Source organism: Planococcus donghaensis (assembly GCF_001687665.2).
GTDB classification, from domain to species: Bacteria; Bacillota; Bacilli; order Bacillales_A; family Planococcaceae; genus Planococcus; species Planococcus donghaensis.
This window is the reverse complement of the sequence record NZ_CP016543.2, coordinates 1,213,984-1,239,709: the sequence shown is the minus strand read 5'-3', so window position 1 is coordinate 1,239,709 and position 25,726 is coordinate 1,213,984. Positions and strand designations below refer to the sequence as shown.

At 39.3% G+C, this 25,726-nt stretch carries 24 protein-coding genes and 1 other annotated feature; of the genes, 8 read left to right on the top strand and 16 right to left on the bottom strand.

The annotated features are described in order from the left end of the window. Positions 1-4 precede the first annotated feature (4 nt). From queC to queE, 3 genes are read left to right on the top strand one after another with little or no spacing between them, the layout of a single operon-like run. On the top strand, positions 5-670 hold the full coding sequence (queC, locus tag BCM40_RS06220) for a 7-cyano-7-deazaguanine synthase QueC (RefSeq protein WP_065526693.1): 666 nt from the start codon (positions 5-7) through the stop codon (positions 668-670). Continuing rightward, complete coding sequence (queD, locus tag BCM40_RS06215) at positions 667-1,092, top strand: 6-carboxytetrahydropterin synthase QueD (RefSeq protein WP_065526694.1); 426 nt, start codon at positions 667-669, stop codon at positions 1,090-1,092. Before queC ends, queD begins: the two co-directional genes overlap by 4 nt. Further along, positions 1,086-1,796 carry a 7-carboxy-7-deazaguanine synthase QueE gene (gene queE / locus BCM40_RS06210; protein WP_197681416.1) on the top strand — a complete coding sequence of 237 codons (711 nt, stop codon included), beginning with the start codon at positions 1,086-1,088 and terminating at the stop codon, positions 1,794-1,796. Before queD ends, queE begins: the two co-directional genes overlap by 7 nt. Positions 1,797-1,858: 62 nt before the next feature. Here queE and BCM40_RS06205 read toward each other — a convergent pair whose 3' ends face one another. The 13 genes from BCM40_RS06205 to ezrA all read right to left on the bottom strand — a co-directional run bounded on the left by BCM40_RS06205 (position 1,859) and on the right by ezrA (position 15,044). Continuing rightward, positions 1,859-2,200, bottom strand: a complete 342-nt coding sequence (locus BCM40_RS06205; RefSeq protein ID WP_065526696.1) for a zinc ribbon domain-containing protein YjdM — start codon at positions 2,198-2,200, stop codon at positions 1,859-1,861. A gap of 82 nt (positions 2,201-2,282) precedes the next feature. Further along, positions 2,283-2,702, bottom strand: coding sequence for a universal stress protein (locus tag BCM40_RS06200; protein WP_065526697.1), 420 nt, complete (start codon positions 2,700-2,702; stop codon positions 2,283-2,285). A gap of 139 nt (positions 2,703-2,841) precedes the next feature. Then, positions 2,842-4,218 (bottom strand): Na+/H+ antiporter NhaC, encoded by a 1,377-nt coding sequence (gene nhaC, locus BCM40_RS06195; RefSeq protein WP_065526698.1) that lies wholly within the window; start codon positions 4,216-4,218, stop codon positions 2,842-2,844. Positions 4,219-4,648: 430 nt separating this feature from the next. Further along, entirely contained in the window at positions 4,649-4,834 is a 186-nt protein-coding gene (locus BCM40_RS06190; protein ID WP_065526699.1) for a hypothetical protein, read from the bottom strand. 73 nt (positions 4,835-4,907) lie between these two features. Further along, on the bottom strand, positions 4,908-5,831 hold the full coding sequence (locus tag BCM40_RS06185) for a class I SAM-dependent methyltransferase (RefSeq protein WP_065526700.1): 924 nt from the start codon (positions 5,829-5,831) through the stop codon (positions 4,908-4,910). 52 nt (positions 5,832-5,883) lie between these two features. Beyond that, on the bottom strand, positions 5,884-6,390 hold the full coding sequence (gene tpx / locus BCM40_RS06180; protein ID WP_065526701.1) for a thiol peroxidase: 507 nt from the start codon (positions 6,388-6,390) through the stop codon (positions 5,884-5,886). A gap of 36 nt (positions 6,391-6,426) precedes the next feature. Beyond that, on the bottom strand, positions 6,427-7,002 hold the full coding sequence (locus BCM40_RS06175) for an RDD family protein (protein ID WP_065526702.1): 576 nt from the start codon (positions 7,000-7,002) through the stop codon (positions 6,427-6,429). A 12-nt stretch (positions 7,003-7,014) separates the two neighbouring features. After that, on the bottom strand, positions 7,015-8,028 hold the full coding sequence (gene sppA, locus BCM40_RS06170; protein WP_065526703.1) for a signal peptide peptidase SppA: 1,014 nt from the start codon (positions 8,026-8,028) through the stop codon (positions 7,015-7,017). Between the two features lie 72 nt (positions 8,029-8,100). Next, positions 8,101-9,018: an EamA family transporter RarD gene (gene rarD, locus BCM40_RS06165; protein WP_065526704.1), complete on the bottom strand. Its 918-nt coding sequence runs from the start codon at positions 9,016-9,018 to the stop codon at positions 8,101-8,103. A gap of 173 nt (positions 9,019-9,191) precedes the next feature. Next, positions 9,192-10,766 carry an acyl-CoA synthetase MbcS gene (gene mbcS, locus BCM40_RS06160; RefSeq protein WP_065526705.1) on the bottom strand — a complete coding sequence of 525 codons (1,575 nt, stop codon included), beginning with the start codon at positions 10,764-10,766 and terminating at the stop codon, positions 9,192-9,194. A 198-nt stretch (positions 10,767-10,964) separates the two neighbouring features. After that, positions 10,965-12,167 (bottom strand): tRNA uracil 4-sulfurtransferase ThiI, encoded by a 1,203-nt coding sequence (gene thiI / locus BCM40_RS06155; protein ID WP_065526706.1) that lies wholly within the window; start codon positions 12,165-12,167, stop codon positions 10,965-10,967. Positions 12,168-12,173: 6 nt separating this feature from the next. Then, the gene (locus tag BCM40_RS06150; protein ID WP_065526707.1) at positions 12,174-13,277 is read right to left on the bottom strand and encodes a cysteine desulfurase family protein; all 1,104 of its coding nucleotides are present in this window, start codon (positions 13,275-13,277) and stop codon (positions 12,174-12,176) included. Between the two features lie 63 nt (positions 13,278-13,340). Further along, positions 13,341-15,044, bottom strand: coding sequence for a septation ring formation regulator EzrA (gene ezrA / locus BCM40_RS06145; protein ID WP_065526708.1), 1,704 nt, complete (start codon positions 15,042-15,044; stop codon positions 13,341-13,343). Positions 15,045-15,197: 153 nt separating this feature from the next. Here ezrA and hisJ point away from each other — a divergent pair, with 153 nt between their 5' ends. Both hisJ and BCM40_RS06135 read left to right on the top strand, forming a co-directional pair. Beyond that, on the top strand, positions 15,198-15,998 hold the full coding sequence (gene hisJ / locus BCM40_RS06140; protein WP_065526709.1) for a histidinol-phosphatase HisJ: 801 nt from the start codon (positions 15,198-15,200) through the stop codon (positions 15,996-15,998). Positions 15,999-16,051: 53 nt separating this feature from the next. Next, positions 16,052-16,531, top strand: a complete 480-nt coding sequence (locus tag BCM40_RS06135; RefSeq protein WP_065526710.1) for a GAF domain-containing protein — start codon at positions 16,052-16,054, stop codon at positions 16,529-16,531. A gap of 45 nt (positions 16,532-16,576) precedes the next feature. Here the strand turns inward: BCM40_RS06135 and megL are convergent, their stop codons facing one another. Beyond that, the gene (gene megL / locus BCM40_RS06130) at positions 16,577-17,785 is read right to left on the bottom strand and encodes a methionine gamma-lyase (RefSeq protein ID WP_065526711.1); all 1,209 of its coding nucleotides are present in this window, start codon (positions 17,783-17,785) and stop codon (positions 16,577-16,579) included. 330 nt (positions 17,786-18,115) lie between these two features. On the opposite strand from megL, the gene rpsD reads away from it, so the two are divergent. Next, on the top strand, positions 18,116-18,718 hold the full coding sequence (gene rpsD, locus BCM40_RS06125) for a 30S ribosomal protein S4 (RefSeq protein ID WP_008429073.1): 603 nt from the start codon (positions 18,116-18,118) through the stop codon (positions 18,716-18,718). Between the two features lie 214 nt (positions 18,719-18,932). Here the strand turns inward: rpsD and BCM40_RS06120 are convergent, their stop codons facing one another. Next, on the bottom strand, positions 18,933-19,775 hold the full coding sequence (locus BCM40_RS06120) for an STAS domain-containing protein (RefSeq protein WP_065526712.1): 843 nt from the start codon (positions 19,773-19,775) through the stop codon (positions 18,933-18,935). Between the two features lie 337 nt (positions 19,776-20,112). Between BCM40_RS06120 and BCM40_RS06115 the strand changes: the two genes are divergently transcribed. After that, positions 20,113-20,919 (top strand): cobalamin-binding protein, encoded by an 807-nt coding sequence (locus BCM40_RS06115; RefSeq protein WP_065526713.1) that lies wholly within the window; start codon positions 20,113-20,115, stop codon positions 20,917-20,919. A gap of 44 nt (positions 20,920-20,963) precedes the next feature. On the opposite strand, the gene tyrS is transcribed toward BCM40_RS06115, so the two are convergent. Then, positions 20,964-22,229, bottom strand: a complete 1,266-nt coding sequence (gene tyrS, locus BCM40_RS06110; RefSeq protein WP_065526714.1) for a tyrosine--tRNA ligase — start codon at positions 22,227-22,229, stop codon at positions 20,964-20,966. A 77-nt stretch (positions 22,230-22,306) separates the two neighbouring features. Continuing rightward, positions 22,307-22,495 (bottom strand) — a binding site (T-box leader). Between the two features lie 104 nt (positions 22,496-22,599). Here tyrS and BCM40_RS06105 point away from each other — a divergent pair. Further along, positions 22,600-25,644, top strand: coding sequence for a transglycosylase domain-containing protein (locus BCM40_RS06105; protein WP_065526715.1), 3,045 nt, complete (start codon positions 22,600-22,602; stop codon positions 25,642-25,644). Positions 25,645-25,726: the final 82 nt, after the last annotated feature.

Genomic DNA, 25,726 nt, shown 5'->3' with positions numbered 1-25,726 from the left:
TCAGATGAAGAACGAAAAAGCAGTCGTCGTTTTTAGTGGCGGCCAAGACAGTACCACTTGCCTATTTTGGGCGATCAAAAACTTTAAAGAAGTTGCAACAGTAACTTTTGATTATGGCCAACGCCATTCTGCTGAAATTGAATGTGCTCGAAAAATCGCTGATGAACTTGGTGTCCTTTTTAAAGTATTGGACATGACGTTGATCAATCAGTTGTCCGCCAATGCATTAACTCGAGATGACATTGACGTAACAGCTGAAGAAGGCGAACTTCCATCTACGTTTGTGCCTGGTCGAAACCTCTTGTTTTTATCTTTTGCAGCTGTTTTTGCAGATGCTATCGGTTCGCGGCATTTAATCACAGGTGTTAGTCAAACAGATTTTAGTGGCTATCCTGATTGTCGAGATACGTTTATTCGGTCATTGAACGTCACATTAAATTTGGCAATGGATAAACAATTTATCATTCACACCCCTTTGATGTGGCTCGACAAAGCAGATGTATGGGAACTTTCCGATACACTTGGAGCGCTTGATTTTGTTCAAGAAAAAACATTAACATGTTACAACGGCATTCCGAGCACTGGCTGTGGTGAATGTCCAGCTTGCCAATTACGCAATGAGGGTCTCGCACGCTACCAAGCGAAAAAATCGGCAGGTGCAATGACATGATGCAGCAATTTTACCCAACTGTTTCTCACAACTATCAATTTGAGCTCAATAAAGACATGCATTTTTCCGCAGCACATTTTATACCAAGTGAAGAGGCTGGAAAATGTAAAGTGATGCACGGGCATACTTATCACCTCAATATTACAATTGGCGGTAACGAGCTCGATTCCATTGGTTTTCTTATCGATTTTAAATTATTGAAAGAATTGATCCATAAAAAATACGACCATAGTGTGTTAAATGACCATCCTGAATTTACAAATAAATTCCCAACAACTGAACTTCTTGCTCAGCAAGTATGGCAGTCGATTCAAACAATGCTCCAAGCAACAATCAATCGACCAAACTGTCTGCAAGTTATTGTACGTGAGACCCCAACAAGTTACGTTGTTTATCGTCCACGTCAGGAGGATTTATCATGAAAATTCCGGTAATGGAAATATTCGGTCCAACTGTTCAAGGTGAAGGCATGGTGATGGGCCAAAAAACGATGTTTGTTCGCACAGCAGGCTGCGATTATTCGTGCTCTTGGTGTGATTCCAAATTTACTTGGGACGGCACTGGGACTAGCGTTTCGAAACAACCTGCTGATATTATCCAAGAGTTAATCCACATAGGTGGCAAGAATTTTTCGCATGTGACAATTTCAGGAGGCAACCCTGCTCTTCATAAAGGAATTGGCGAACTAGTCGAACTTTGTCATCAACAAGGGTGGAAAGTGGCAGTCGAAACACAGGCTTCAATTTGGCAAGAGTGGATGACGGCAATCGACGACATCACCTTGTCTCCAAAACCACCTAGTTCTGGCATGAAGACCGATTTTACGAAGCTAGATTTGTACTTGGAGAAATTGCAAACAGCTAACGTCAGTTTAAAAGTTGTAATTTTTGATCAAGACGATTTTGCTTATGCTGAAACCCTTCACCAACGCTATCCAAATGTTCCGTTCTTTTTACAAACTGGAAATGACGATACGGTTACAACAGATGATGCGAAACTCGTGTCAAACTTACTCGAGCGCTATGAACAATTAATCGATTATCACATACAATCCCCCATCATGAACGATGCAAAAGTGTTGCCACAATTGCACACTTTAGTATGGGGCAATAAACGCGGAGTGTAATTACGGGTTTATGTTGACTAATAAAAAGACCTCGCTTAAAAATTGAGCGAGGTCTTTTTATCTTATGCTTTTTTCACAAATTCTGATTTTAGTTTCATTGGTCCAAAGCCATCAATTTTGCAGTCGATATTATGATCGCCTTCAACTAATCGAATGCTTTTTACTTTTGTACCCATTTTCAATGTTGATGAGCTACCTTTAACTTTCAAATCTTTAATAACCGTAACTGCATCGCCATCTTTTAAAATGGAGCCATTTGCATCTTTCACAACTTTTGCTTTTTCCACTTGTTCTGCCTCAGCAACTAAGCTCCATTCGTGCGCACATTCAGGACACACTAACATATTCCCGTCTTCATAAGTGTATTCCGAATTACATTTAGGACAGTTTGGTAATGTTTCCATGTTCTCCTCCACTCGGCCAATCTGTAAATCAATGAACCATAAGACCATTCTTTTTATCCATTATACCAGAATTCCAAGTAGACTATTTAACAACCAATACCGGACAATTTGCGTGGTTAACAACTTTTTGACTAACACCACCAAGTAATATTTTTGAAACGGGATTTAATCCCCGGCTTCCAATAACGACTAGATCAAACCCACCATCGTTTGCCATTTCAATAATGACTGGTGCTGGACGACCATGCATTACTTCGATTTTATAAAACGTTTCATTTAATTCCAATTGTTCTCTAATTGATTGGACTTTTTTCTTACGGGATAACTCAAATTCAAGTTGGCCACCATCATGTACTTTTTCTTGACTGTCTTCATTAAAATCAGAAACATACACAACGGTTACTTCTGTGTCTTTACTCAACGTGGCTAACTTTGCAGCGTGTTTGCCTGCTCGCTTCGAATTTTCGGAACCATCTACGGCGACTAAAATTTTTTTATACATTTTCTCCACCCCTTCGACTAATTTCCGCGGCTTGGTAACAAAACGCACTTTATAGTACTATTCGACCTTTAAATCTTTTATCCCTTTAAATAAAGAAAAACCGGTAATATGTAGCATCACCGGTTTTCTTATTTTTTTCTTATTTAAAAGTTAGTGTTTTTCCTGTAAATCCAAATAACACGGTCAATACCGGAGAAAGCAAACAAAAGAAAGCAAACGGCAAGTACTCAAGTGTGGGCACACCGATAACGCCGGTGATGAAGATTCCACACACACTCCAAGGTACAAGCGGATTAACCACTGTTCCCGCATCTTCCATCACTCGACTTAAATTTTTACCAGCAAGTCCTACTTTGTCGTACGGTTCTTTAAATGCTTGACCTGTTAACAATATAGATAAGTATTGTTCGCCGATCAAAATATTGATGCCGATCGCAGTCAAAGCCGAGGCTGCAATAACAGAAGAGACTTTTTTCAACAAACTTTCAATTTTAGCTAAAAGACACTGAACAATTCCTAACGTAAACAGCAACCCACCCATACTGAGTGCTAATAACACTAAAGCAACTGTAAACATCATGCTGTCCATTCCCCCACGGGACAATAAACTATCGATTTCTACTATGCCTGTCGTTGATACATATCCTCCAAACAAAACGTTAAAAATCTCTGAAGCTGTAGAAATTTGGTGGATAAATGAAACCCCGATAGCTGAAATCGAACTAAGTGCTAATGTCATCAAAGCCGGGATTTTCATAAAAGTTAAGACAATGAGAACAATTAACGGAAATACCGTATACCAGTGAATCATTCCCGTTGCCAGCAGTCCTTCTTGAAATTGCATAACATCTTGCACAGTTCCTCCTGTAGCTTCTGGAGAAAGCAAAGCGAAAAAGAAGAGCGTTAACACAAAAGCGGGTACCGTAGTCCAACTCATGTTACGAATATGCTCAAACAAATCTACACCAACAATTGCAGAAGATAAATTTGTCGTATCCGATAATGGTGACATTTTATCACCGAAAAATGCCCCAGAGACAATAGCGCCTGCCGTAATAGCTAACGACAAGTCCATCGCTGTTGCCATTCCGATAAAAGCAACACCAATCGTGGCGACTGTTGTCAATGAACTACCAATCGATAATCCAATTAACGATGTCACGATAAAAACAATTGCGTAGAAAAATGTCATTGAAATTAACATGAATCCGGTAAAGATTAATGTAGGAATAGTCCCGCTTATCATCCAACTACTAATCAACATTCCGATAAAGAAAAAGAGAAATACAGCACTCATGCCTGCACCAGCACCTTCTACTAAACCTTTTTCAAGTTTTTGGTAAGATACACCTTTTACTAATCCATAACCAAACAGTAATAAAATTGATACTAAGATTGGAATATGAGGAACCGATCCAAACTTAATAATACTAACGCTAATCAGCAGAAATATAGTAATGGTAAGTACTAAGGCTTCTGAGAATTTTGGCGCGATGACTGACTTAATATTGTACATGCTAATCTCTCCTTTTCTAAAAAAAAAGAAAAAACCTCTCATCCCAATAAAGGGACGAAGGTTTTCTCCGCGTTACCACCCAATTTGATGTTCTGACTCACCAAAACATCCACTTGATTTCGAACCGATCAAAACTGATAACGTATTTCATCCAATTTGCTGCCTGAATTTCCAGCTACCATTCAGTCTCTTATTGCTGCACACAAATTGCCTACTAAATTATCGATCGACTTATTTATAAACTATGTTTTTATTGCTTAGTCCGAAACATTTCAAATCATTATACTTTTATATATGATTTTAAAAAGTATAATGAAATAACTTTATCACGTCTCTCAGACAAGTCAATACTTTTTAGGAAGAAATATGATTAGTATTGAAAAAAGACAAGAAGTGAATACTCCTTGTCTTTTCATTCACCTAAAAATGATCATGTACCCATTTTACGACGATTATTGCTTACTTTTTTCGATTGTTGGCTCTTCATTTTTTTAGTTGAAAGTGAAGCATTCCCGCCACTTTGTTTATCTGCAGCTTGGTTTTTCTTTGCTTCTAGTTGACGTTTGATAGCTTCTTGAAGACTAACTTTTTTCGGCGCTTCGTTTGACTCAGTCATTGCGCATCCCTCTTTTCATCCAAAATGGTACATATGGCTTTTGATAGATTCAGTATAGCATATTTTGCTTGAACTATTCTTTATTTTCTTTAAACCAGCTTGTCACTTGTGAAAAGAATTTAGACATCGATTCCGGTTTTGACATATTCGGAACGCGCGCTAACAAAACTTCTTTCGGTGCTTTAACACCTTCTTGTTTTTTCTGTAGCACCAAAATTCCTTTAGCATGTGCTGAGTTTTTAAATAAGCTTTCCGGTAATTCCATAACCGACTGAATATGCGCATGTTTTTTCAAAAAGCTATGTAATTGACTTGCATGTTCAGATTCAAACAAAGCTTTTGGCACGATGAAAAACAAATAACCCCCATCGGCAGTATGTTTTAGCGATTGCTCGATAAACAAATGATGCGCATAGGACATGCCTTTTTCTGCTTTTAATTCGTACATAGCCGATGTTTCTTCATCTGGGTAATAACCTACCGGTAAATCTGAGACAACCACATCTACAGGGTCAATCAATAACGGTTGCAATGCATCTTGCAAGTAAAATGTAATGGGTTGTTCAACTAAATTACCAGCATTTGATGCAAGACGCACAAGAAGGTCATCCAGTTCGACACCCGCTCCGGTCATACGTCCGTCTAAGTAATTCATGACAGTTAACAGCAAATTCCCTGTTCCAACAGCCGGATCTAAAATAACTGCTTGTTCTTTTTTCACAAACAACTCAACTAAATACCCAACTAACAAACCAAGAGCATCAGGCGTCATTTGGTGATGGGGTTGAATATGTTCTTTCATGCCCTTTAAAACCGCTAATTGTAGTGCTTTGCGAATATCTTCTTTGCTCGCACCTTCTTCTGGCTTGATCAAGCCATCTAACCATTTTTCAGTAGTGGTCAATAAGCTCTCTAAATAAGCATTGTCTTGTTCTTGCTGGATTTTTGTTGTGTGATTATCAATAAAATTAAAGGTTTTTTCCATTGCTGAATTCATCTATTCGCCGTCCTCAATAAGGAAACCCACTCTCTCGAGTGGGTTTCTTGTATTATTTTGTTAATTCTTTAACTGCATTTAGCGCTTTTTCATAATCGGGATGATCGGTTCCTTCAGAAACATACTCTACGTATGTAACCTTATCATTTTCATCAAGTACAAAAACCGAACGAGCCAACAAGCGAAGCTCTTGCATCGTTAACCCGTAAGCTTCTCCGAATGACAAATCACGATGATCTGACAAAGTTGTGATAGCATCTACTTTGTTAATTTCTGTCCAACGTTTTTGCGCAAATGGTAAATCAGCTGAGATTGTTAAGACTTCAACATTGTCTCCTAAAGAAGTAGCTTCTTCACTGAAACGTTTTGTTTGGTCTGAGCATACGCCCGTGTCTAGTGATGGAACTACACTCACTAAACGAACTTTTCCAGATGTATCTTTTAATGATACTGGTTCTAAACCATTTGATAAAACCGTAAATTCAGGAGCTTGATCCCCTACTTTTACTTCTGTGTTAGGTAAAGTAACCGGGTTATTCTTGAATGTGATTTGTGCCAATCAATACGCCTCCCTTTTCATAATATCTTCATCATACTAAAACGTTCCGGTCTCTTGCAACTCAGACCCCTCTAACTTTTTCTTCTGGACCATTTTGTTTTTTCTAAATGAATCTTCATGAACGACTGTTGTATCCGCAATATAATCGTGGACTCCTTGTTTTAATGGTGTAAAGCCAACAATCCAATAAAGCGGCAAAATTGTCACCGAAATAAAACGACCAATCCATTCACGGAACAAAAGCGTCATAATCGAAAGTTTATCCGATTTCAACGACACAACACGAATGCCCATAATCATCTTGCCCACTGTTTGGCTAAAAAACTTTGTCATTACAACAAAATAACCATAGAAAATCACAGCCGACACAATAGCATAGGGTCCGTACCAAGGCATATTCGTGGTTTCCAATCCGGATAAGGCAAATACTGGTTTAACTAAAATAGAAGTAAGAGCCGCAACAACCAGCAAATCGATTAAATAAGCCCAGAAGCGCACCCAAAATCCAGCTGGTTTCCGTTCGTAAAAAAGAACTTCTTCATAACTCGGTGTTTTTGGAAGTTCCTTTTCACCTTGCAGTTCTGCTGATTTCTCTATTTCATGATCTGTCATGATGGTCCCTCCTTATTTGTCACCGTATAAATACATCATACGCGGAGAACTGAATTCAGTAAGTAATTTTGAAATCATTTGCGTCTCTAGATCGTTCCCAAAGAAAGAATTAACTTTCATCGAGAGTAACGACCCCCAGCCTTGGTCGTTTCCATATTGGAATACTTGTGCGTTGCCTAAATCAAAATCTGTTTTTATTTGTTCAATGACGTCTTCTTCATAACCAAAACCATCTGCTAAATTCGCTTCTACAGCTTGACGGCCATTCATAATGCGACCATCTGCTACAGCTTTTACTTCTTCTTCTGTCATACCGCGACCTTCTTCAATAACATCTACAAAAGATTCGTATGAATCATCGAGCATTTCTTGAAGCAATGCACGTTCATCTTCGGTCATATCACGCGTAGGACTCATGATATCTTTATAAGGACCCGACTTGATCGTTACGAAATCCACACCGTAACGTTCTGCGAGTTCCCCATAATTGACGCTTTGCATAATCACACCAATCGAACCTGTTAATGTTTCTTCATTCACGAAAATCTTTTCTGCCGGTGCTGCAATATAATAGCCACCAGAAGCTGCAATTGCTCCCATCGACACATAAAATGGTATTCCGGTTTCTTCTTGGATTTCTGTGATTTTGTCGTAAATCTCAGCAGACTCTACAACGCCGCCTCCCGGAGAATTTACAGCAAGTACAACTGCTTTAACCGATCCATCTTCTTTAATATTCTCTAATTGTTCCATAAAGAACGAGTGATTATAGCCAGTTGTTCCGAAAAACGAAGCTGCATCACCTGTGTCTTGAATAACACCGTCTACATTTAAAACAGCTACGCGACTATTAAAATCGCCATCTTCCACTACTGTTTCCGACAACCCTGTTTGCGTAGTCCCTATTAGTTCTTCTACGCTTTCACTAAATCCACCTTGAAGAAATGCGAAGGCTGAGTTGATAACCAGCGAAATTCCCAATACGGCGGCAGCTACGACTAAAGCAATCCAACGTTTCGTATTCATTTTTACCATTCCCTCCATAGTTTCTACTACTTACTATACGTGAACCATTCAATAATGTTTCATCAAAAACGCTTAAACTGAAACTTTTCGATTTGCCCGTCGAATTCCTCTAGCTTCTAAAAATTTTGAGGACGTAAACAAAATTAACGCACTCCATATTAACGAAAACGAAATGATTTTGACTACATCAAACGATTCTCCATATATAAATACGCCAATTAAAAGCATCAATGATGGAGCAATGTATTGAAGAAAGCCAATCATATACATCGGGATTAATGGAGCTCCGATGGCAAACAACAATAACGGAAATGCTGTAATCAATCCACTAGCTAACAATAAGCTATCTGTTGGCACTCCCAATTGTAAAAACGAGACTCGATTAATAGAAAACAAATAAACATAATAAGCGATTGCAAATGGGAAAACAAATAAAGTCTCAATGGCTAGTCCTCGAAGAGCATCGAGTCGAATTGTTTTTTTAATCAATCCATAAAAAGCAAAGCTAAACGCCATGCCAAGAGCTAACCAAGGCAACGAGCCAAAAGAAAATGTTAAAATCAAAACACCTGTTGCAGCTAATAAAAAGGCAACTTTAACTGCTGGAGATAATTTTTCTTTTAAAAAGATGGCACCTAATAACATCGAAATCAATGGATTGATATAATAACCAAGGCTCGTTTCAACAATCCGGTCATGCGAAACGGCATATACATAAAAAAACCAATTGGCGGAGATTAAAAAGGACGCTAACATTAATAAGAAAAATTTCTTCTTAGATGCCCATAAACTTTTTAAGTCTAGCCATAATTGACGACCACCATTAATTAACACAATAAACCCAAGAGTTAATACAAAAGACCAAATAATTCTGGCTGCTAACACTTCATCTGCAGGAACATGTGCGAGTTGCTTCCAAAAGATCGGCATGAACCCCCATAATGTATAAGTTAAAATAATGACCAAAACACCTTTTTTAGAATCTATCATTCGACATCGCGCACCATTCTTATAATATTTTGTATTTCGAAATAACAGTCTCATTATAGGCTGCTAACAAGCAGAAAGTAAATGCAGCTGCATTAATATTCAGCCATAGAAAAACAGCCGGTAGTTGAAACACCTCTCTACTAAATGAGAAGCGTTTCTTTTTCCGGCTGTACTTAATTTTTCACACTTTCTTGTTGTCGCAATTCTACGCGTCGAATTTTTCCTGATGCTGTTTTGGGCAATTCTGTTCGGAAATCAATGGCACGCGGATACTTATACGGTGCCGTTAGTTTTTTTACATGATTTTGCAGTTCTTTTACTAAGTCGTCTGATGCAATTTGGCCTTCTACTAAAACGACAAAAGCTTTAACGATAGTGCCACGTACTTCATCTGGTGCACCGATTACTGCACATTCCTGAACTGCTGGGTGCTTGACTAATGCATCTTCGACTTCAAACGGCCCGATTGTGTAGCCAGAAGAAATGATGATGTCGTCTCCGCGACCTTCAAACCAGAAATAACCATCCTCATCTTTAGATGCTTTATCGCCAGTGACATAATAATCTCCGCGAAACTGCATGCTCGTGCGTTCAGGATCTTTAAAATACTCTTTAAACAACGCAGGCGTTTCTACATGAACTGCAATATCTCCCACTTCGCCAACAGCACAAGGAACTCCCGAATCACCAATAATTTCGACACGGTTACCCGGTGTCGGTTTGCCCATAGAACCTAGGCGAGACTTCATGCCTTTCATAACTCCAACCAGTAAGGTATTCTCTGTTTGGCCATAACCATCTCTTACTTCCAGCGAAAAATGTTCTTTAAACACATTAATCACTTCAGCATTTAGTGGTTCACCTGCTGATACTGCGCTATGTAACGCTGACAAGTCATATTTCGCTAAATCTTTTTGCTTGGCCATTAATCGGTATTCTGTTGGTGTACAACAAAGAACATTAATCTTACGTGTCTCCAAAAGCTCTAAATATACTGCAGGGTCAAATTTTCCGTTGTACACAAAACCGGTAGCTCCACTGCCCAATGTTGCTAAAAACGGACTCCAAATCCATTTTTGCCAACCCGGACTTGCAGTTGCCCATACAACATCGCCTTTTTTCGCTCCAAGCCAATGCTCTGCTGACGTACGAAGATGTGCATATGCCCAGCCGTGACTATGAACTGCGCCTTTCGGATTTCCAGTAGTGCCTGATGTATAGGACAAAAACGCCATATCGTCTTTTTTCGTTGGGGCTGCATTATATTCTTCAGAAGCAATTTCCATTTCATCTAACAGCGAAATCCACGATTGATCTGAATGACCGATAACAAACTTCACCACATCATCCATTTCTTTGACACCTTCAAATTGATCCATAAATGGTTCATATGCAATAACTGCTTTTGCATCACTATGATTTAACCGGTATGCAATGTCTTTCGCACGCAACATCTCAGAACTCGGAATAACGGCTAAGCCCGCTTTTAATGCGCCTAAGTAGGCCACATACGCTTCAATAAGGCGAGGTACCATAACGAGCACAACATCCCCTTTAACTAAACCTGCTTTTTCAAAGCTGTTCGCTGCACGATTCGCTCGTTTGATCAATTCATCATATGTAAGTTGGTGTTTTTCACCTTTATCGTTTTCCCAAAGAATCGCAAGCTTGTCTTCTCCTGTCGCGTATCGCTCAATTTCTTCAACCAAATTATACGATTCTGGTGCTAACAAATCTTGTCTATTCAACCTAATTCCTCCCGCTCTGGATGTAATGGTTAACTCATTATTATTATACAATAGAATTTTAAGTATTCATATAATTTCATATAATTAGACTACTAGAAAGATAAATTATACCGAAACATTTTTTCTCTTTAATCTTGTTTTTTATCACGCCTTCTATTTTATGCAATATAAAAAGCCCCCTTTAAGGAGGCTTCATATTTATAACAAATCTTCAAATTGGTTAACTTTAGGGCGTGGGAATTTGATAATTTCACGCTCGGCTACAGCTTCTTCGATTAACTCATCAAAAGACACAAAGTTTTCGTAGTACTCAACTTTTTCAAGTTTTGGCTTTGTCTTCGGATTTGCCGGGGTGAAAATAGTACAGCAATCTTCAAACGGACGTATCGAAATATCGTAAGTCTCTATTTGTTGTGCAATATCAATGATTTCAAGTTTGTCCATCGCAATAAGGGGACGCAATACCGGCGTGTGCGTCACTGCATTGATTGCTTGCATACTTTCTAAAGTCTGACTTGCAACTTGTCCTAAGCTTTCTCCCGTGACAATTGCTCGGCAATTGGTCTCAGCTAAAACTAAATCTGCTACACGCATCATCATACGGCGCGTAGAAGTCATCGTGATATTATCTGGCACTTGCTTATGCACTTCTTGTTGAAGTTTCGTAAAAGGAATAACATGCAGCTTGACAGAAGAACCAAATTGCGACAATCGCTCAGCTAAATCAAAAACCTTTTCTTTAGCGCGGTCATTTGTAAACGGCGGACTGAAAAAATGGATTAAGTCTAAACGAACGCCCCGCTTTAACATATGATATCCTGCAACTGGACTGTCTAACCCGCCCGATAGCATGAGTAACGCTTTACCACCCGCTCCTACTGGCAAGCCACCTGCTCCTTGAATCACTTCCGCCATCATATAAACAGCTTCTTTGCGAACTTCTACTTTCAAATCAATTTCAGGGTCTTTCATTTGTACTTTCAAATCCGGAAAAGCTCTTAATACATGCGAGCTTAGTTCTTTCATAATTTCTGGTTTTTCATAAGGAAATTCTTTAAATGGTCGTTTTACCGATACTTTAAAACTTTTTTCGGTATCTCCGATTTTAGCAATCACTGCTTCTGCCGTTTTTTTCATCGCTTCGATGTTTAATTCACAGGCTGTTACTGGACTAAACGATTGAATGCCAAATACATACGGCAAACGCTCAATTACTTGCGCTAGTTCTTGTTCGTCGTCTGAAGTAATAAACATGCGATCACGTTCAGCCTTTATGTGAATTTGTTCTAAGTCAGAAAATGTTTGTCTGACATTGTCACGCAGTCTTCCGATAAATGAGCTACGATTCTTCCCTTTAGTTGATAGTTCTCCATATCGTACAAGAATTTGATTGGTTTTCATAACTGTTTAAACTCCTTTAATCATGCGGTATACCCGCTGAAACGCTTTTTTTAGCGCGTGAATATCTTGTTCTGTTGTAAATTCGCCAAAGCTGATTCGAATCACACCGTCCTTAAACTCACGCGGCAAGCCGATCGCTCGAATCACCGGACTTGCTTGGCTATTTTTTGATGAGCATGCACTTGAAGTAGAGACGATTACCGATTCTTTTTGTAAACCGGATACTAAAATTTCGCCTTTCAATCCTTTTATCGCTACTGACAAAATATGCGACGCCCCATTTTCTGGACTTACAATTTTGACATCCGCAAATTCCGAGAAAAACTGACGTAATTCTTGATTCCACTGGGGATACAGAGGATTTGGCTCAGCCAATCTCAAGGCTTTTGCTAAAGCTACTGCATTTGGCACAGAAACGGTACCGCTTCGCATTCCGGATTCTTGCCCGCCACCATACTGAATAGCTTGCATATCTACTCCAGTATACGCTAATATCCCAGTGCCCTTTAAGCCATGTATTTTATGTCCTGATATAGACAATAAATTTGGCATTGCAGTTGGGTCAAATAGGAGTTTCCCTATACTTTGTACAGCATCCACATGAAAAAAAATTCGCCGTTTTTTCAAAAGATGTGCAATCTCTGCAATTGGATGAACCGCTCCAATTTCATTATTCACATGCATGAGTGATACCAAAATCGTATCGTTTCGCAAAGAATTTTTCAACTTGTCAATGTTGATTTCTCCAAAATTGCCAACGGGTAAGCGCGTAATTTCAAATCCTTCGCTTTCTAATGCAGTCACACTTTTCAACACAGAAGGATGTTCTGTTTCTGCAGTTATAATATGCTTTCCACGGTGTTGATAGTTTCTGGCCGTGCCAATTAACGCTAAGTTATTTGCTTCTGTACCGCCAGATGTAAAGATAATCTTCTCCATATGCAGCAACTCTTTTAATTGCCCCCGTGCCGTTTCTAACAAATCTTCCGCTTGATTGCCTAGTTCATGTAGGGAAGCTGGATTGGCATAAAATTGCTCGTTCACTTTCACAAACGTATCAAGCACTTCTTTTCTTGGCTTAGTCGTGGCACTATTATCCAAGTAAATCATCTTTCCACCTCCGAAAAGAAAACCACCAGCAAGAGTAGCTGGTGGCTTTACATTTTGTTTTGTTTAAATGTTCCAGGCATCTTCTTTGACCAATACTTCAATTCGTTTCATCGAACCTGGTTCAAAATTTTCCACTGCAGTTGCAGCTTCTTCTAATGCTTTTGTATAGCGAAGCTGTCTGAATGATTCTTCTGCTTCTTCGAGTTTCGCATCCAATTGAAGATTGGATTTGCGGTAACGGTTTCCATATTGAATAATGCGCTCAATCAATAAGACATTTTCAACCATTTCAACTGCTTTCGCATGACCATCTTCAATACTTTGTTCAGCCTGTTCTAAGTAACTATGCACAAGCTTAATGTTCAATGGAACTTCACGTAAAGTTTGCATCGTCACAAAAAGATGTTCTTCAGCTTCTTCTAGTCGCACATCCATGTCTTCCGGAATTCCAGGAATATTGGCTTTGTGTAACAATCGATCGGTTTCTTGTAATTTGCGTTTTAAAAGCGCTACTTTTTCACGAGCCTTGTTTTCTTCAATACGCAAGCTCTTTAACGAAGTCATAAAGTCTATTTGAGTCGAATCGACAATCGATAGATCTTCGCGAATGTGAACTAGTTCTTCTTGAAGACTTGAGTACGCTGATTGATCTTCTTCTAAACGAGTCATTAGCAATTCAAAACGTTTAGCCAATTGCTCCATTTTATCCATACACGATTTTGGAATAGCCGCTTCGCTTTCGCTAATTTTGTAGCTATGCTGCACGTATCGGCTTTCCTCTTCCATTTCTTTTGTGTCGCGCGCCACAACTTCTAAATGACGTTCTGTATCCACACGATGTTCGTCCACATACATTTTCGCTTCAACTTCTTTTTCCAACATTTCATAAAACGAATCAATGCGGTCTTTTATTTTCTCAACAGCAATTTTTGTTTGTGTCATTTCTAAATTGGCAATGTTTTCTTTCAACACTTCCAACTCTTCTTCGATTTCATCGAGTTGAAGGGTTAACTCTAAATGTCCAAGGTAGTAAGAGTTTTCTTCCATTTCACTCTTACCTTGACGCAATTCAGCGATATAAGAAGGAATTTTCGTTTGAATATCAGCCAATAGAGATGGAATATCATCTACTAGTAAAAATGCTTCTTCGCCTTCCGCAGACAATCCAATAACAATTTCACGAGCTTTTAAGTAATTGCCTTCAGCTGTTAATTTTTCGTATTCGTCAAATAGCGGAATAAATGATTCAAGTTTTCTCTCAAGTGGCTCGCCTGCAGCTCCGTAAGATTGTTGGTGCGCCAATAAATTTTTACGTGCACGGCGGTATTTTTCTTGTAGAAGATCGATTTCGCTACGATTTTTCTCTTCGCTACCAATCAATTCTTCCAACTCGACCAAAATGCTATTCATCTGCTGGTCGACACTATCGATTTTCATTTCTGTTTCTTGCTCTAGTTTTGACGCTTTGTTAAATCTAAAGCGATTGATTGCTTCTTCAGCGTCATATAAAGAAGCATCGATTTTCGGAATATGTACATCCATAATTTCAGTCCATACGTTGCGCCAGCGTTCGAACATTTCTTCCGTCTGGCCGTTCATGTTTAATTGTTTCACTTTAGTTAGTTCTTCAAGAATTGGTTTATTTTGTATTTGCAGTTTTAACTGTTCCAAGCGTTCAATTTCAGCTAAATGTTTTTTGCGAAACATAAAACCAATGATTGTTACCGCTAATAGAATGATGACCGCAATGATGATATACTCCATCATAAGTCACATAGCCCCCTGTTCCAAAATCACATTACCAGTTATACGTAAATGTATTCATGATTCTTCTATTTTAACATGTATTCTACTCTTTTGTTTGCCAAATTAGAAGAAAAGCGATTATATTTTTTAATAAGTAGAAAAGAGGATGCCTTTATGAAACGAGATGGTCACATTCATACCCGTTTTTGTCCACACGGGACAAAAGACTCAACCGAATTGTATATTGAAAAAGCGATAAAGTCCGGGTTTACGGATATATCATTTACAGAACATGCACCGCTTCCGGTCAATTTTACCGATCCAACACCCGAACAAGACAGCGGCATGCGTGTAAATCAGCTAACTGCCTACATAGATGAAATTACCCATCTTAAGCACGTATATGAAAAAGACATTCGCATTCGTTTAGGTTTGGAAGTTGATTACATTCAAGGCTTTGAAAAAGAAACAGCTCGCTTTTTAAATGATATTGGACCTGTTCTAGACGATGCCATTTTATCGGTTCATTTTCTGCAAGTAAACGACCAGTATTTTTGTGCTGATTTCAGTAAAGAAGTATTTGCAGAGCTCGCAGCAGCTTGTGGATCTGTAGAAGCTGCTTACCAGCTTTACTATGACACACTTGAAAAGTCGATAAATGCAGATCTTGGCCAATTCAAACCAAATCGAATTGGACATCCTACGCTGATTCACAAATTCCAAAATGCCCATGGTAAAAAAATTGATGATGACAAGCAAATTCGACGCATTCTTCAGCTTATGAAAAAAACAGGATTTGAACTAGATGTGAACGGTGCAGGCTACTCGAAACCAGATTGTTTGGAAGCATACCCCCCGCTCTCTTATATTGAATTTGCTAAAACACTTGGCATACCGTTAGTCTTTGGGTCAGACGCTCACAGTGTCAATGGCTTGCATAAGCACTACGAGAAAATTTATACTTACTTAAGTTAACGAGATTTAATTCACAATATAATCTACCACTAATTGAAATGAGGGAATTCTTTATGTTTTCACAAACAAATTATAGCGGCAGCAGTATCGAACAATACACTATGCTAACAAAGCAATTAGATGCTTTGTTAGATGGTGAGAAAAACAGCATCGCCAACTTGAGCAACGCCTCTGCTTTACTCAATCAATTTCTTGAGCGCATCAACTGGGTTGGGTTTTACTTAATGGAAGAAGGAGAGCTTGTTCTCGGTCCTTTCCAAGGTCTTCCAGCTTGCGTTCGAATTCCAGTTGGAAAAGGCGTTTGCGGTACAGCCGTTGCTGACAAAAAAACCATGTTAGTTGAAGATGTGCAGGCGTTCCCTGGACATATCGCCTGTGACGCAGCTTCGCGTTCTGAAATCGTTATTCCTTTAATGAAAGAAGATCAAGTCATCGGCGTTTTAGACATCGATAGCCCTGAACTAGATCGCTTCACAAAAGAAGATCAACAAGGCTTAGAAATATTCGTTAACGTGTTAATGAAGCATTTATAATAGAAGAAAATACCCGAAACTCATTTACTGAGTTTCGGGTATTTTTTAAATTTCTTGAAGTTTAGGTTTTACTTGCTCAAATGCTTTGTTCAAATCGTTTATCAAGTCGTCCGTATGCTCAAGTCCAACCGATATACGCAGCAACGAATCGCTAATGCCCATTGCTTGTCTGCTTTCAGGAGGTACTACTGCATGTGTCATTGTTGCCGGGTGTTGAATTAAAGTTTCAGCATCGCCTAAACTAACTGCAATTTTGATAAGTGACAGTGCATTTATGAAGGCTTGCGCTTCTTTTTTACCACCTTGGATTTCAAATGAAATCAATCCGCCACCTTCTCGCATTTGCCTTTTCGCAATATCCACTTGCGGATGACTGTCATCAAATGGATAATAGATACTTTTCACAATTTCTTGTTGTTTTAAGAAATTTAATACAACTTTTGTATTGCTAACATGGCGATCCATTCTAACGTGAAGGGTTTTTAGCCCTCTAAGCAATAACCATGCATCAAATGGAGACATAATGCCACCCACGTCTTTTTGTACTGTCATTCGAATATGTTGCATTTCATCTGCATCGCTACCAACTAATACTCCGCCGACCACATCCCCATGGCCATTCAAGTATTTTGTTGCGCTATGCAAAACAAAGTCTGCACCCATTCGTAGCGGATTTTGCAAGTAAGGAGAGCAGAACGTATTGTCTACTACAACACGAATATTGTGTTTTTTTGCAACCGCTACTACAGCTTCTAAATTCACAATTTCCATTGTTGGATTGATTGGTGTTTCGACATAAATGCAAACCGTTTCTGGACGAATCGCTTTTTCAACTTCCGCTTCTGTGGTCATTGAAACCAAGCTATGCGTAATGCCATATTTTTCTTCCATGATTTCTAATAACCCAAACGTACAGCCATAAATGCCTCTTGAGCAAAGAACGTGATCTCCCGCTTTAGTCAAATAAATCAAAATCGCACTAACCGAGGCCATCCCCGACCCGAAAGCTAATGCACCTTGACCCCCTTCGATTTCCGCCATACGCTCTTCGAGTACACTTACTGTCGGATTGCCAAGGCGCGAATAAATATTCCCCTCGCAATTTCCTGCAAAGCGATCTTCCCCTTGTTCTGCATTTGCAAACGAGTAGGTCGAGGTTTGATAAAGCGGTGTCACCAAACTATCATGATGCTTAGTGCTGTCATAGCCTTTATGGATAACCGCCGTTTCAATATTCATTGCTTTTTCTTTCATTAACTATACACCCCTTAGTCTTTTTAGAAAGCGCTTACATTGATACTCATTTCCATTCTAACTCGTCTAATAAAAAAAAGAAAGCTAGTGCTTCCAACTATTCTACGGCTTGCTGTTGACTTGAGCTCACAAAATCAGTTATACTATTCTTTGTGTAAAATAATCGCAGCAGTTGTATGTGCGTGTTCGTCCATTTTATTCCTCATAGCAGGTGTATCGTGTAACTCTTTGGCTGCTGAGCGAAGGTACAAGAATATAAAATGGCTTGCAGCATGAATGCATCTGGTTTTTATTTTACTCTAAAAACCAAAAACAGAGGAGGAGACTTATATGTCTCGTTATACAGGTCCATCATGGAAACTGTCACGCCGCTTAGGAATTTCCCTTACAGGCACAGGTAAAGAATTAGAAAAACGCCCTTACGCACCAGGTCAACACGGTGCTAACCAACGCAGAAAAGTTTCTGAATATGGTTTGCAATTACAAGAAAAACAAAAACTACGCTTCATGTACGGAGTTAACGAACGTCAGTTCAAAACTTTGTTCAACAAAGCTGGTAAAATGCCTGGTAAGCACGGTGAAAACTTCATGATCCTTCTTGAAGCTCGCCTTGATAACGTTGTTTACCGTTTAGGTCTTGCGCGCACTCGTCGCCAAGCTCGCCAAATCGTAAACCACGGCCACATCCTTGTTGATGGCAAACGCGTTGACATCCCGTCATTCAGCGTGAAACCAGGACAAACAATTGCTTTCCGTGAAAAATCAAGCAACCTTGATGTAGTAAACGAAGCAATCGAAGTAAACAACTTTGTTCCTGAATACGTTACTATCGATACTGATAGCAAAACAGGAACTTTCGTACGCCTTCCAGAGCGTAGCGAATTGTCTGCTGAAATCAACGAACAGTTGATCGTTGAGTACTACTCACGTTAATTCCAACTTGATTTCGAAAACCTCTCAAAACCTTTTAAGGTTTTGGGAGGTTTTTTCTTTATATTTGCGACTTTCGCAAACAAACTTGGGTATCGCGCAAACAAACAGCTCGTATCCGCAAACAAAACACTCCATCCCGCAAACAAAACCAGCGTTCCTCATTATAAATCACAAAAAATCCCTAGAACCAGTAACGGTTCTAGGGATTTTCACATCAAAACGAATCAACTTTATTTTGTTTTAGTGCTTGGGCTAGTGTATTGTACACTTCAATATCTACAAACTTAATACCTAACTGCACAGCTGTTTGAGCGATCACTGGACTAATACCAGATAACGCCACCTTCACGCCGATAATTTCCAAACCTTTGATTAGCTGAAATACTTGTTGTGCAACCATCGTATCGATCATGGGCACACCTGATAAATCAATAAACAATTTTTCTAAATCGTGTTTAGAACTTTGAGCTAATGTTTTTTCAAAGATAATTTCAGCTCTGTGTGGTGTAATTTCGCCAACTAGCGGCAGCATTCCAATTTTGTTCGCTAATAAAATGACCGGTGCACTCATTTCCACAATCATCTGCTGCTGTGAATTCATACGTTTTTCAGCAGCCTTCGAATTTTGGTCCGTAAATTCGACAATGACTTTGCTAATGATGCGGACAACTGCTTGTGTCCACTCCATCAATTGCTCATGACTAACTTGTTCTTTATGATCTAATGCATACTTTGCAAGTTCGCATAAATATTGTTCTTGAGTACGGAAAAACTCACCAATCACCTCTACAATGGGTGTTTCAAGATGAGCTTCATCTTTTACGATAGATTCGATCCATCCTTGAAAATTTTCTACAAAATCCGTGTTTTCTTTTTGAAACATGGTGCAAAAGCGTAGATGAAATTCGTGATTCTGTTTTTTAAGCAATGCTATTTTATCAGGATCCGTCGAACCGTAAACACCAGCCTTACTTTTGTCTAAAGAACTATACCAGTCCTCTGTCATTTTTGAAGTCCGTGCGCTTAAGTGTTCATATAAGTCTTGATCTTTCAACATTTAACAGCTATTGCTTCAAATCGATTGTCCATACACATGTTCAAACTTGCATCGATTCGGCAATAGCTTCACCCCGCTCTCGCTATTAATTTCACATCAATTGTTTAGTAAACTTTATTAAATCTGTTTTTATCTACACCTGTATATCTACCCAAAACTCAGCTAATTAAACCAGAGCTCTTTTTTCAGAGATAGTTGAAGTATGTAAAAAAGTGTTCCTGTATTTTACAACTTGTGTTCTTTCTTCCTTATAATACTTTGTTTTCACAGTTTCTTCAAATAGGAAGAAACTTTTTGGTTAGTCATGGTAAACTGGAAAAAATGGAGGTGGAGTTAGATGCGAATTATTTCAATATGTCCAAGTAACACGGAACTTTTAGCATTTTTAAACGCTGAACATTTGTTAGTCGGGATTGATGATTATTCTGATTGGCCTAAAGAAATTACGACTTTGCCTCGACTCGGACCTGATTTATCCATTCGTATGGATGAGCTCGAGGCATTAAAACCTGATATAGTTTTGGCTTCGTTAAGTGTTCCAGGAATGGAAAAAAACGTGGATGAATTAGTAAAACGAAATATTCCACACCTTGTCCTCGATCCGCAATCACTTGACGAAATCGGACAAGACTTATTGCAAGTAGCTGATGCATGCGGGATTGATGCAACGGCTATCCACTCTGAATATTTGGCTGTTATCGAAGACATTAAGTCGCGCGGAAACCGAGCAAGTAACCGGCCTTCGTTATACTGGGAATGGTGGCCAAAGCCTGTGTTCACTCCTGGCAACATCAACTGGCTAACTGAAATTAGCCGCATGACCGGTGCTCGCAACCTTTTTGATGACACCGAATCTGCCAATATTCAAACCGATTGGGCGGATGTATTAGAACGTCAACCCGACTACATTTTACTTGCTTGGGTTGGTGTATTAACATCAAAAGTAAAACCAGAATTAATTAAAAAACGGCCTGGCTGGAAGGATATGAAAGCTATCGATCACATTCATGTGATGGAAGAAGAGTTGTATTGTCGTCCTTCTCCACGATTAATTGAAGGCGCAATCCGTTTAGGTAAACTAATTCATCCTGAGGAATTTAAAGACATGGAGTTGCCTCGCTTTATCAAAGAAAAACAACTATAACTTAAAAAGGACGACCGAAAATTTCGGTCGTCCTTTTATCATTATTATTGAAATTGAACCATATGGTATTTCTTTTTACCGCGACGAATAATGGCAAATGCATCATCTAAGCGATCTTTTTCGTCAACCATGTATTCTACATCCATTACTTTTTCACCATTTACTGAAATTGCACCATTTGTAACATCTTCGCGGGCTTGGCGTTTTGAAGAAGAAATGCCTGCTTCTACGATTAAATCTACAATCGACTTGTCTTCTTTAGACATTTCTATAGAAGGAACATCTTTAAATGCAGCTTTCATCTCCGAAGATGACAAAGCTTTCAAATCTCCACTAAACAACGCTTTAGTAATGCGCTGAGCGTCAGCTAATGCTGCTTCTCCGTGAATAAGTTTGGTCATTTCTTCAGCCAATGTTTTTTGTGCTTGGCGCAAGTGCGGTTCTGTTTCTACTGCTTTTTCTAACGTTTCGATGTCTTCACGGCCAATAAACGTGAAAATCTTCAAGTACTTGATCACATCTGCATCTGCAGCGTTAATCCAAAACTGGTAAAACTCGTATGGAGAAGTCTTTTTCGGATCTAACCAGACAGCCCCACCGGCTGATTTTCCGAATTTGGTGCCATCTGCCTTTGTCACAAGTGGAATGGTAATACCAAATGCTTTTGATTCTTCATCATGTGTTTTGCGAATCATTTCAAGGCCTGAAGTAATATTGCCCCATTGATCAGATCCACCGATTTGAATACGGCAGTTGTGTTCGTTATACAGGTGATTAAAGTCAATCGCTTGGATTAATGTGTACGAAAACTCAGTAAACGAAATTCCTGTTTCAAGACGTGAAGCAACCGAATCTTTGGCTAACATGTAATTTACGGAAATCAATTTACCGTAATCACGTAAAAACTCGATGACACTCATTGCTCCTATCCAATCACGGTTGTTGACCATTTTCGCCCCATTTTCAGATTTAAAATCAAAAATTTGTTCCATTTGAACTTTAATTCCTTCAACGTTGCGGTCAATTTGTTCAGTCGTTTGCAATTGACGTTCTTCATTGCGTCCTGAAGGGTCTCCAATCATTCCTGTCGCTCCACCCACTAGTAAAATTGGCTGATGACCATGCATTTGAAAACGACGTAATGTGAGTAACGGAACAATATGTCCAATGTGCATACTGTCTGCTGTAGGATCGACTCCGCAGTATAATGAAATTTTCTGTTCGTTTAATAATTTCTCCATGCCTTCTTCATCGGTTTGTTGGTACAACAAACCGCGCCATTGTAAATCTTGAATTAATTCGTTCGTCATTGTTGTTCCTCCTCTAAATGGTTGATCGATGAGAGCGTTAAAAATCCCCATAAAAAAGTCCCTGCATGAATTGTTCATGCAGGGACGCATTTGCGCGGTACCACCCAGCTTGGAGAACTTTGTCTCCCTCTCATCATGTGCCGAACGGGGCACTTCCGTAAACTCCAAACCTGTAATTCGATTCATGCATTTTGACCGGTTTGCACCACCCACCAGCTCTCTATACAAAATTGCACAATCTACTTCGGATTCTTCACTGTTTAAATATGAAATATACTAGTATTTTACTTTATTATTGCAACTTGTCAATATGCTTAGATGCAATTATAAGAATATGATATACTATAAAAGATTTTAGGAGGGCGATAATGTGCGTGATAAATTTAAGTATTGGCTAGGTAAAGCAGAAGAAACAACCGATAGATTGACTTCAACAAAATGGTTCAAGCGAATGAGCATAACAACAGGAGTGATTTGGAACTTAGCATTGATTCTGGCGATTGTTCTAGTTACAGTCGGAGTTTTTGCCGCTTCTGTTGGAGCAGGTTATTTTGCTTCACTGGTAGACGAGGAAAAACTTCGTCCTAAAGAAGAAATGCTCAAAGAAATTTATAGTTTTGAAGAAACTTCCGAAATGTATTTCGACAATGATGTCTATCTCGGAAAACTTCAAACAGATTTAGAACGAAGAGTTACTTCATTAGACAATGTATCAGATTATGCAATAAACGCTGTTCTAGCAACAGAAGATGAATATTTCCATGAACACGAAGGAATCGTTCCAAAAGCGATTTTCCGTGGTTTGATGCAAGATGTGTCAAATGCAGACACCCAAACAGGTGGTTCTACTTTGACGCAACAATTGATAAAAAACCAAATACTAACCAACGAAGTTTCTTACGAGCGAAAAGCAAAAGAAATTCTTCTTGCTATGCGTTTAGAGAAATTTATGGATAAAGACGAAATCATGGAAGCCTATTTGAATATCATTCCGTATGGCCGAATTTCCTCAGGTGCACATATTGCCGGCATTGAAACAGCCGCTAAAGGAATATTCAATGTATCGGCTAAAGATTTAAACTTGCCACAGTCGGCATTTATCGCCGGCATTCCAAAAGCTCCTTACACTTATACGCCCTATGCTGAAGGCGGAGTTGTAAAAGAAGAAGAAGCATTAGCTCCAGCTTTGGATCGAATGAAAACCGTTCTTTTCCGTATGAAAGAAACGGAATACATTACACAAAAAGAATACGATGAAGCAATGGCATATGATATTGTTGCGGATTTCCGTACAGGTGAAAAACGCTCATACTCCGAGTTCCCGTATGTCACAGTTGAAATCGAAAAACGGGCGTCTCGTATTATTATGGATGTACTAGCAGAGCGAGATGGTATCGATCCTGTTACCTTAAAAGAAAACAACAAACTTTATGAGGAATACGCAATTTTAGCGGATCGAGCTGTTAGATCTAATGGTTATCGAATTCACTCGACGATCGATAAAGACATTTATCTAGCTCAAGAAGAAGCTCAAAAGTCGTATGAATCTTTTGGTACAACTGCGTTAGGTAAAGGCTATAACGAAGTTGGAGAAGTAATAGACAAAGAGTATCCTGTTCAACTTGGTAGTATTATGATTGAAAATGGCACCGGACGCATCCTCAGTTTTGTTGGTGGCCGAAACCATGAAATCGAAAAGTTAAACCATGCGACTTCAGCTTATCGTTCAATGGGATCTACCGTAAAACCTTTATTGGTTTATGGCCCTGCTATTGAATTGGGTCAAATTGGTGCAGGTTCTCCTCTTGTCGATGTAAAATTCGAATATATGGATGGCAATGACATATGGAGTCCTAGCAACTTTATTTCATCTAGTGAGCAAGGAATTATGCCTGCACGAGATGCGTTAGCGCAATCTCAAAACTTACCGACAATTCGCTTGTTTGCTCAAATTCAACAACAACTGCCGATTCAATATATGATGAATGCGGGCTTTACACGCGTTGAAGAATCGGAGAATAATAATCCATCTTCTGCTTTAGGCGGCGGAATTGAAGCCTCTGTTGAAGAAATTGCCAGTGGTTATGCAATGATTGCGAATAACGGTCAATATGTAGCGCCAACCATGATTGATAAAATCGAAGACGCTGATGGCAACGTTATTTACGAACATAAAACAGAAACAAAAGAAATATTTACCCCTGCTACGTCTTATGTGTTAACAGATATGCTACGCGATGTTTTTAAAACAGATCGTGGTACTGCAAATCGCGCAAATCGTTTGTTGAAATTCGATGCTGATTTCGCAGGTAAAACTGGTACGACTCAAAGTACTACAGATGTATGGTTAGTCGGTTATAACCCGAACGTAACGATGGGACTATGGCTTGGCTACGACACAGAAAAAATCAAGTTATCGAAATTTGAAAACCGTGATTTGCCCGCTTCATTGCGCGTCAATCAAGTATGGGCTCGCTTAATGAACGCTAGTTATGATGCAAAACCAAAACTTGTTGGCACTGCAGAGAAATTCAAACAGCCTGATGGGGTTGTTACTAAATCGTTCTGCGGTATTTCTGGACTAGCTCCAGATGAGGCCTGCAAAAACGCAGGACTTGTTCGTTCAGATTTATTTAATGCTAAAGCTATGTTGCCTACAGAAAAAGACGATAGTTTTACAAGTGGTTCGTACACAACAATTGATGGCAAACGTTTTGCCGTGTTGTCTAATACACCAAGCGACTTTATCTCAGGCGGTGGAATTGGTGTTTCACAAAAATACATCGATCGCATGATGGCTCCGTTTGGAGGAGATGCGAGCAAACTATTCCCAGGCAACTCAAAATTCTCTTCGATTGTTGCAAGCGCTGAGTTTAAAGCGGATGATGCTGCTCCTGGTAGTGTTCAAGCAGCAATTAATGGGAAAACCATTACATGGTCCAACTCTGGATCAAATGATGTTGTGGGTTACAGAGTTTACAAAGGTGGTTCGCGTATAGCTTCAATTTCAGAAGCTCAAAGCAATTCCTATACGGCGAGTTCTCCTGGAAGCTATACAGTTGTAGCGGTAGATATTACAGGTAAACAATCAGCGGCTTCAAACAGTGTCACAATTGCCGCACCAAAACCGGAGCCGAAGCCAGAACCAAAACCGGATCCTGAACCAAAACCAGATCCTGAGCCGAAGCCAGATCCTGAACCAAAACCAGATCCTGAACCAAAGCCAGATCCTGAACCAAAACCAGATCCTGAACCAAAACCGGATCCTGAGCCAAAACCGGATCCTGAGCCAAAACCGGATCCTGAGCCAAAGCCAGATCCTGAGCCAAAGCCAGATCCTAAACCAGATAAACCGGAAAAACCAGAAAAACCAGATTCTAAACCCGATAAACCAGCCGAAGGTGACGCAACCTAACAACATGAACCCGATTCGCTTTTCTAGCGAATCGGGTTTTTTTAATTCAAAAAGCAGCGGACAGAAATTACTGTCCGCTGCT

Coding starts and splice junctions, on each gene's coding strand:
- queC (WP_065526693.1), top strand. CDS start 5: ATGAAGAACGAAAAAGCAGTCGTCGTTTTTAGTGGCGGCCAAGACAGT.
- queD (WP_065526694.1), top strand. CDS start 667: ATGATGCAGCAATTTTACCCAACTGTTTCTCACAACTATCAATTTGAG.
- BCM40_RS06205 (WP_065526696.1), bottom strand. CDS start 2,200: ATGGAAACATTACCAAACTGTCCTAAATGTAATTCGGAATACACTTAT.
- BCM40_RS06200 (WP_065526697.1), bottom strand. CDS start 2,702: ATGTATAAAAAAATTTTAGTCGCCGTAGATGGTTCCGAAAATTCGAAG.
- nhaC (WP_065526698.1), bottom strand. CDS start 4,218: ATGTACAATATTAAGTCAGTCATCGCGCCAAAATTCTCAGAAGCCTTA.
- BCM40_RS06190 (WP_065526699.1), bottom strand. CDS start 4,834: ATGACTGAGTCAAACGAAGCGCCGAAAAAAGTTAGTCTTCAAGAAGCT.
- BCM40_RS06185 (WP_065526700.1), bottom strand. CDS start 5,831: ATGAATTCAGCAATGGAAAAAACCTTTAATTTTATTGATAATCACACA.
- BCM40_RS06175 (WP_065526702.1), bottom strand. CDS start 7,002: ATGACAGATCATGAAATAGAGAAATCAGCAGAACTGCAAGGTGAAAAG.
- sppA (WP_065526703.1), bottom strand. CDS start 8,028: ATGAATACGAAACGTTGGATTGCTTTAGTCGTAGCTGCCGCCGTATTG.
- rarD (WP_065526704.1), bottom strand. CDS start 9,018: ATGATAGATTCTAAAAAAGGTGTTTTGGTCATTATTTTAACTTATACA.
- thiI (WP_065526706.1), bottom strand. CDS start 12,167: ATGAAAACCAATCAAATTCTTGTACGATATGGAGAACTATCAACTAAA.
- BCM40_RS06150 (WP_065526707.1), bottom strand. CDS start 13,277: ATGATTTACTTGGATAATAGTGCCACGACTAAGCCAAGAAAAGAAGTG.
- ezrA (WP_065526708.1), bottom strand. CDS start 15,044: ATGATGGAGTATATCATCATTGCGGTCATCATTCTATTAGCGGTAACA.
- hisJ (WP_065526709.1), top strand. CDS start 15,198: ATGAAACGAGATGGTCACATTCATACCCGTTTTTGTCCACACGGGACA.
- BCM40_RS06135 (WP_065526710.1), top strand. CDS start 16,052: ATGTTTTCACAAACAAATTATAGCGGCAGCAGTATCGAACAATACACT.
- megL (WP_065526711.1), bottom strand. CDS start 17,785: ATGAAAGAAAAAGCAATGAATATTGAAACGGCGGTTATCCATAAAGGC.
- rpsD (WP_008429073.1), top strand. CDS start 18,116: ATGTCTCGTTATACAGGTCCATCATGGAAACTGTCACGCCGCTTAGGA.
- BCM40_RS06120 (WP_065526712.1), bottom strand. CDS start 19,775: ATGTTGAAAGATCAAGACTTATATGAACACTTAAGCGCACGGACTTCA.
- BCM40_RS06115 (WP_065526713.1), top strand. CDS start 20,113: ATGCGAATTATTTCAATATGTCCAAGTAACACGGAACTTTTAGCATTT.
- tyrS (WP_065526714.1), bottom strand. CDS start 22,229: ATGACGAACGAATTAATTCAAGATTTACAATGGCGCGGTTTGTTGTAC.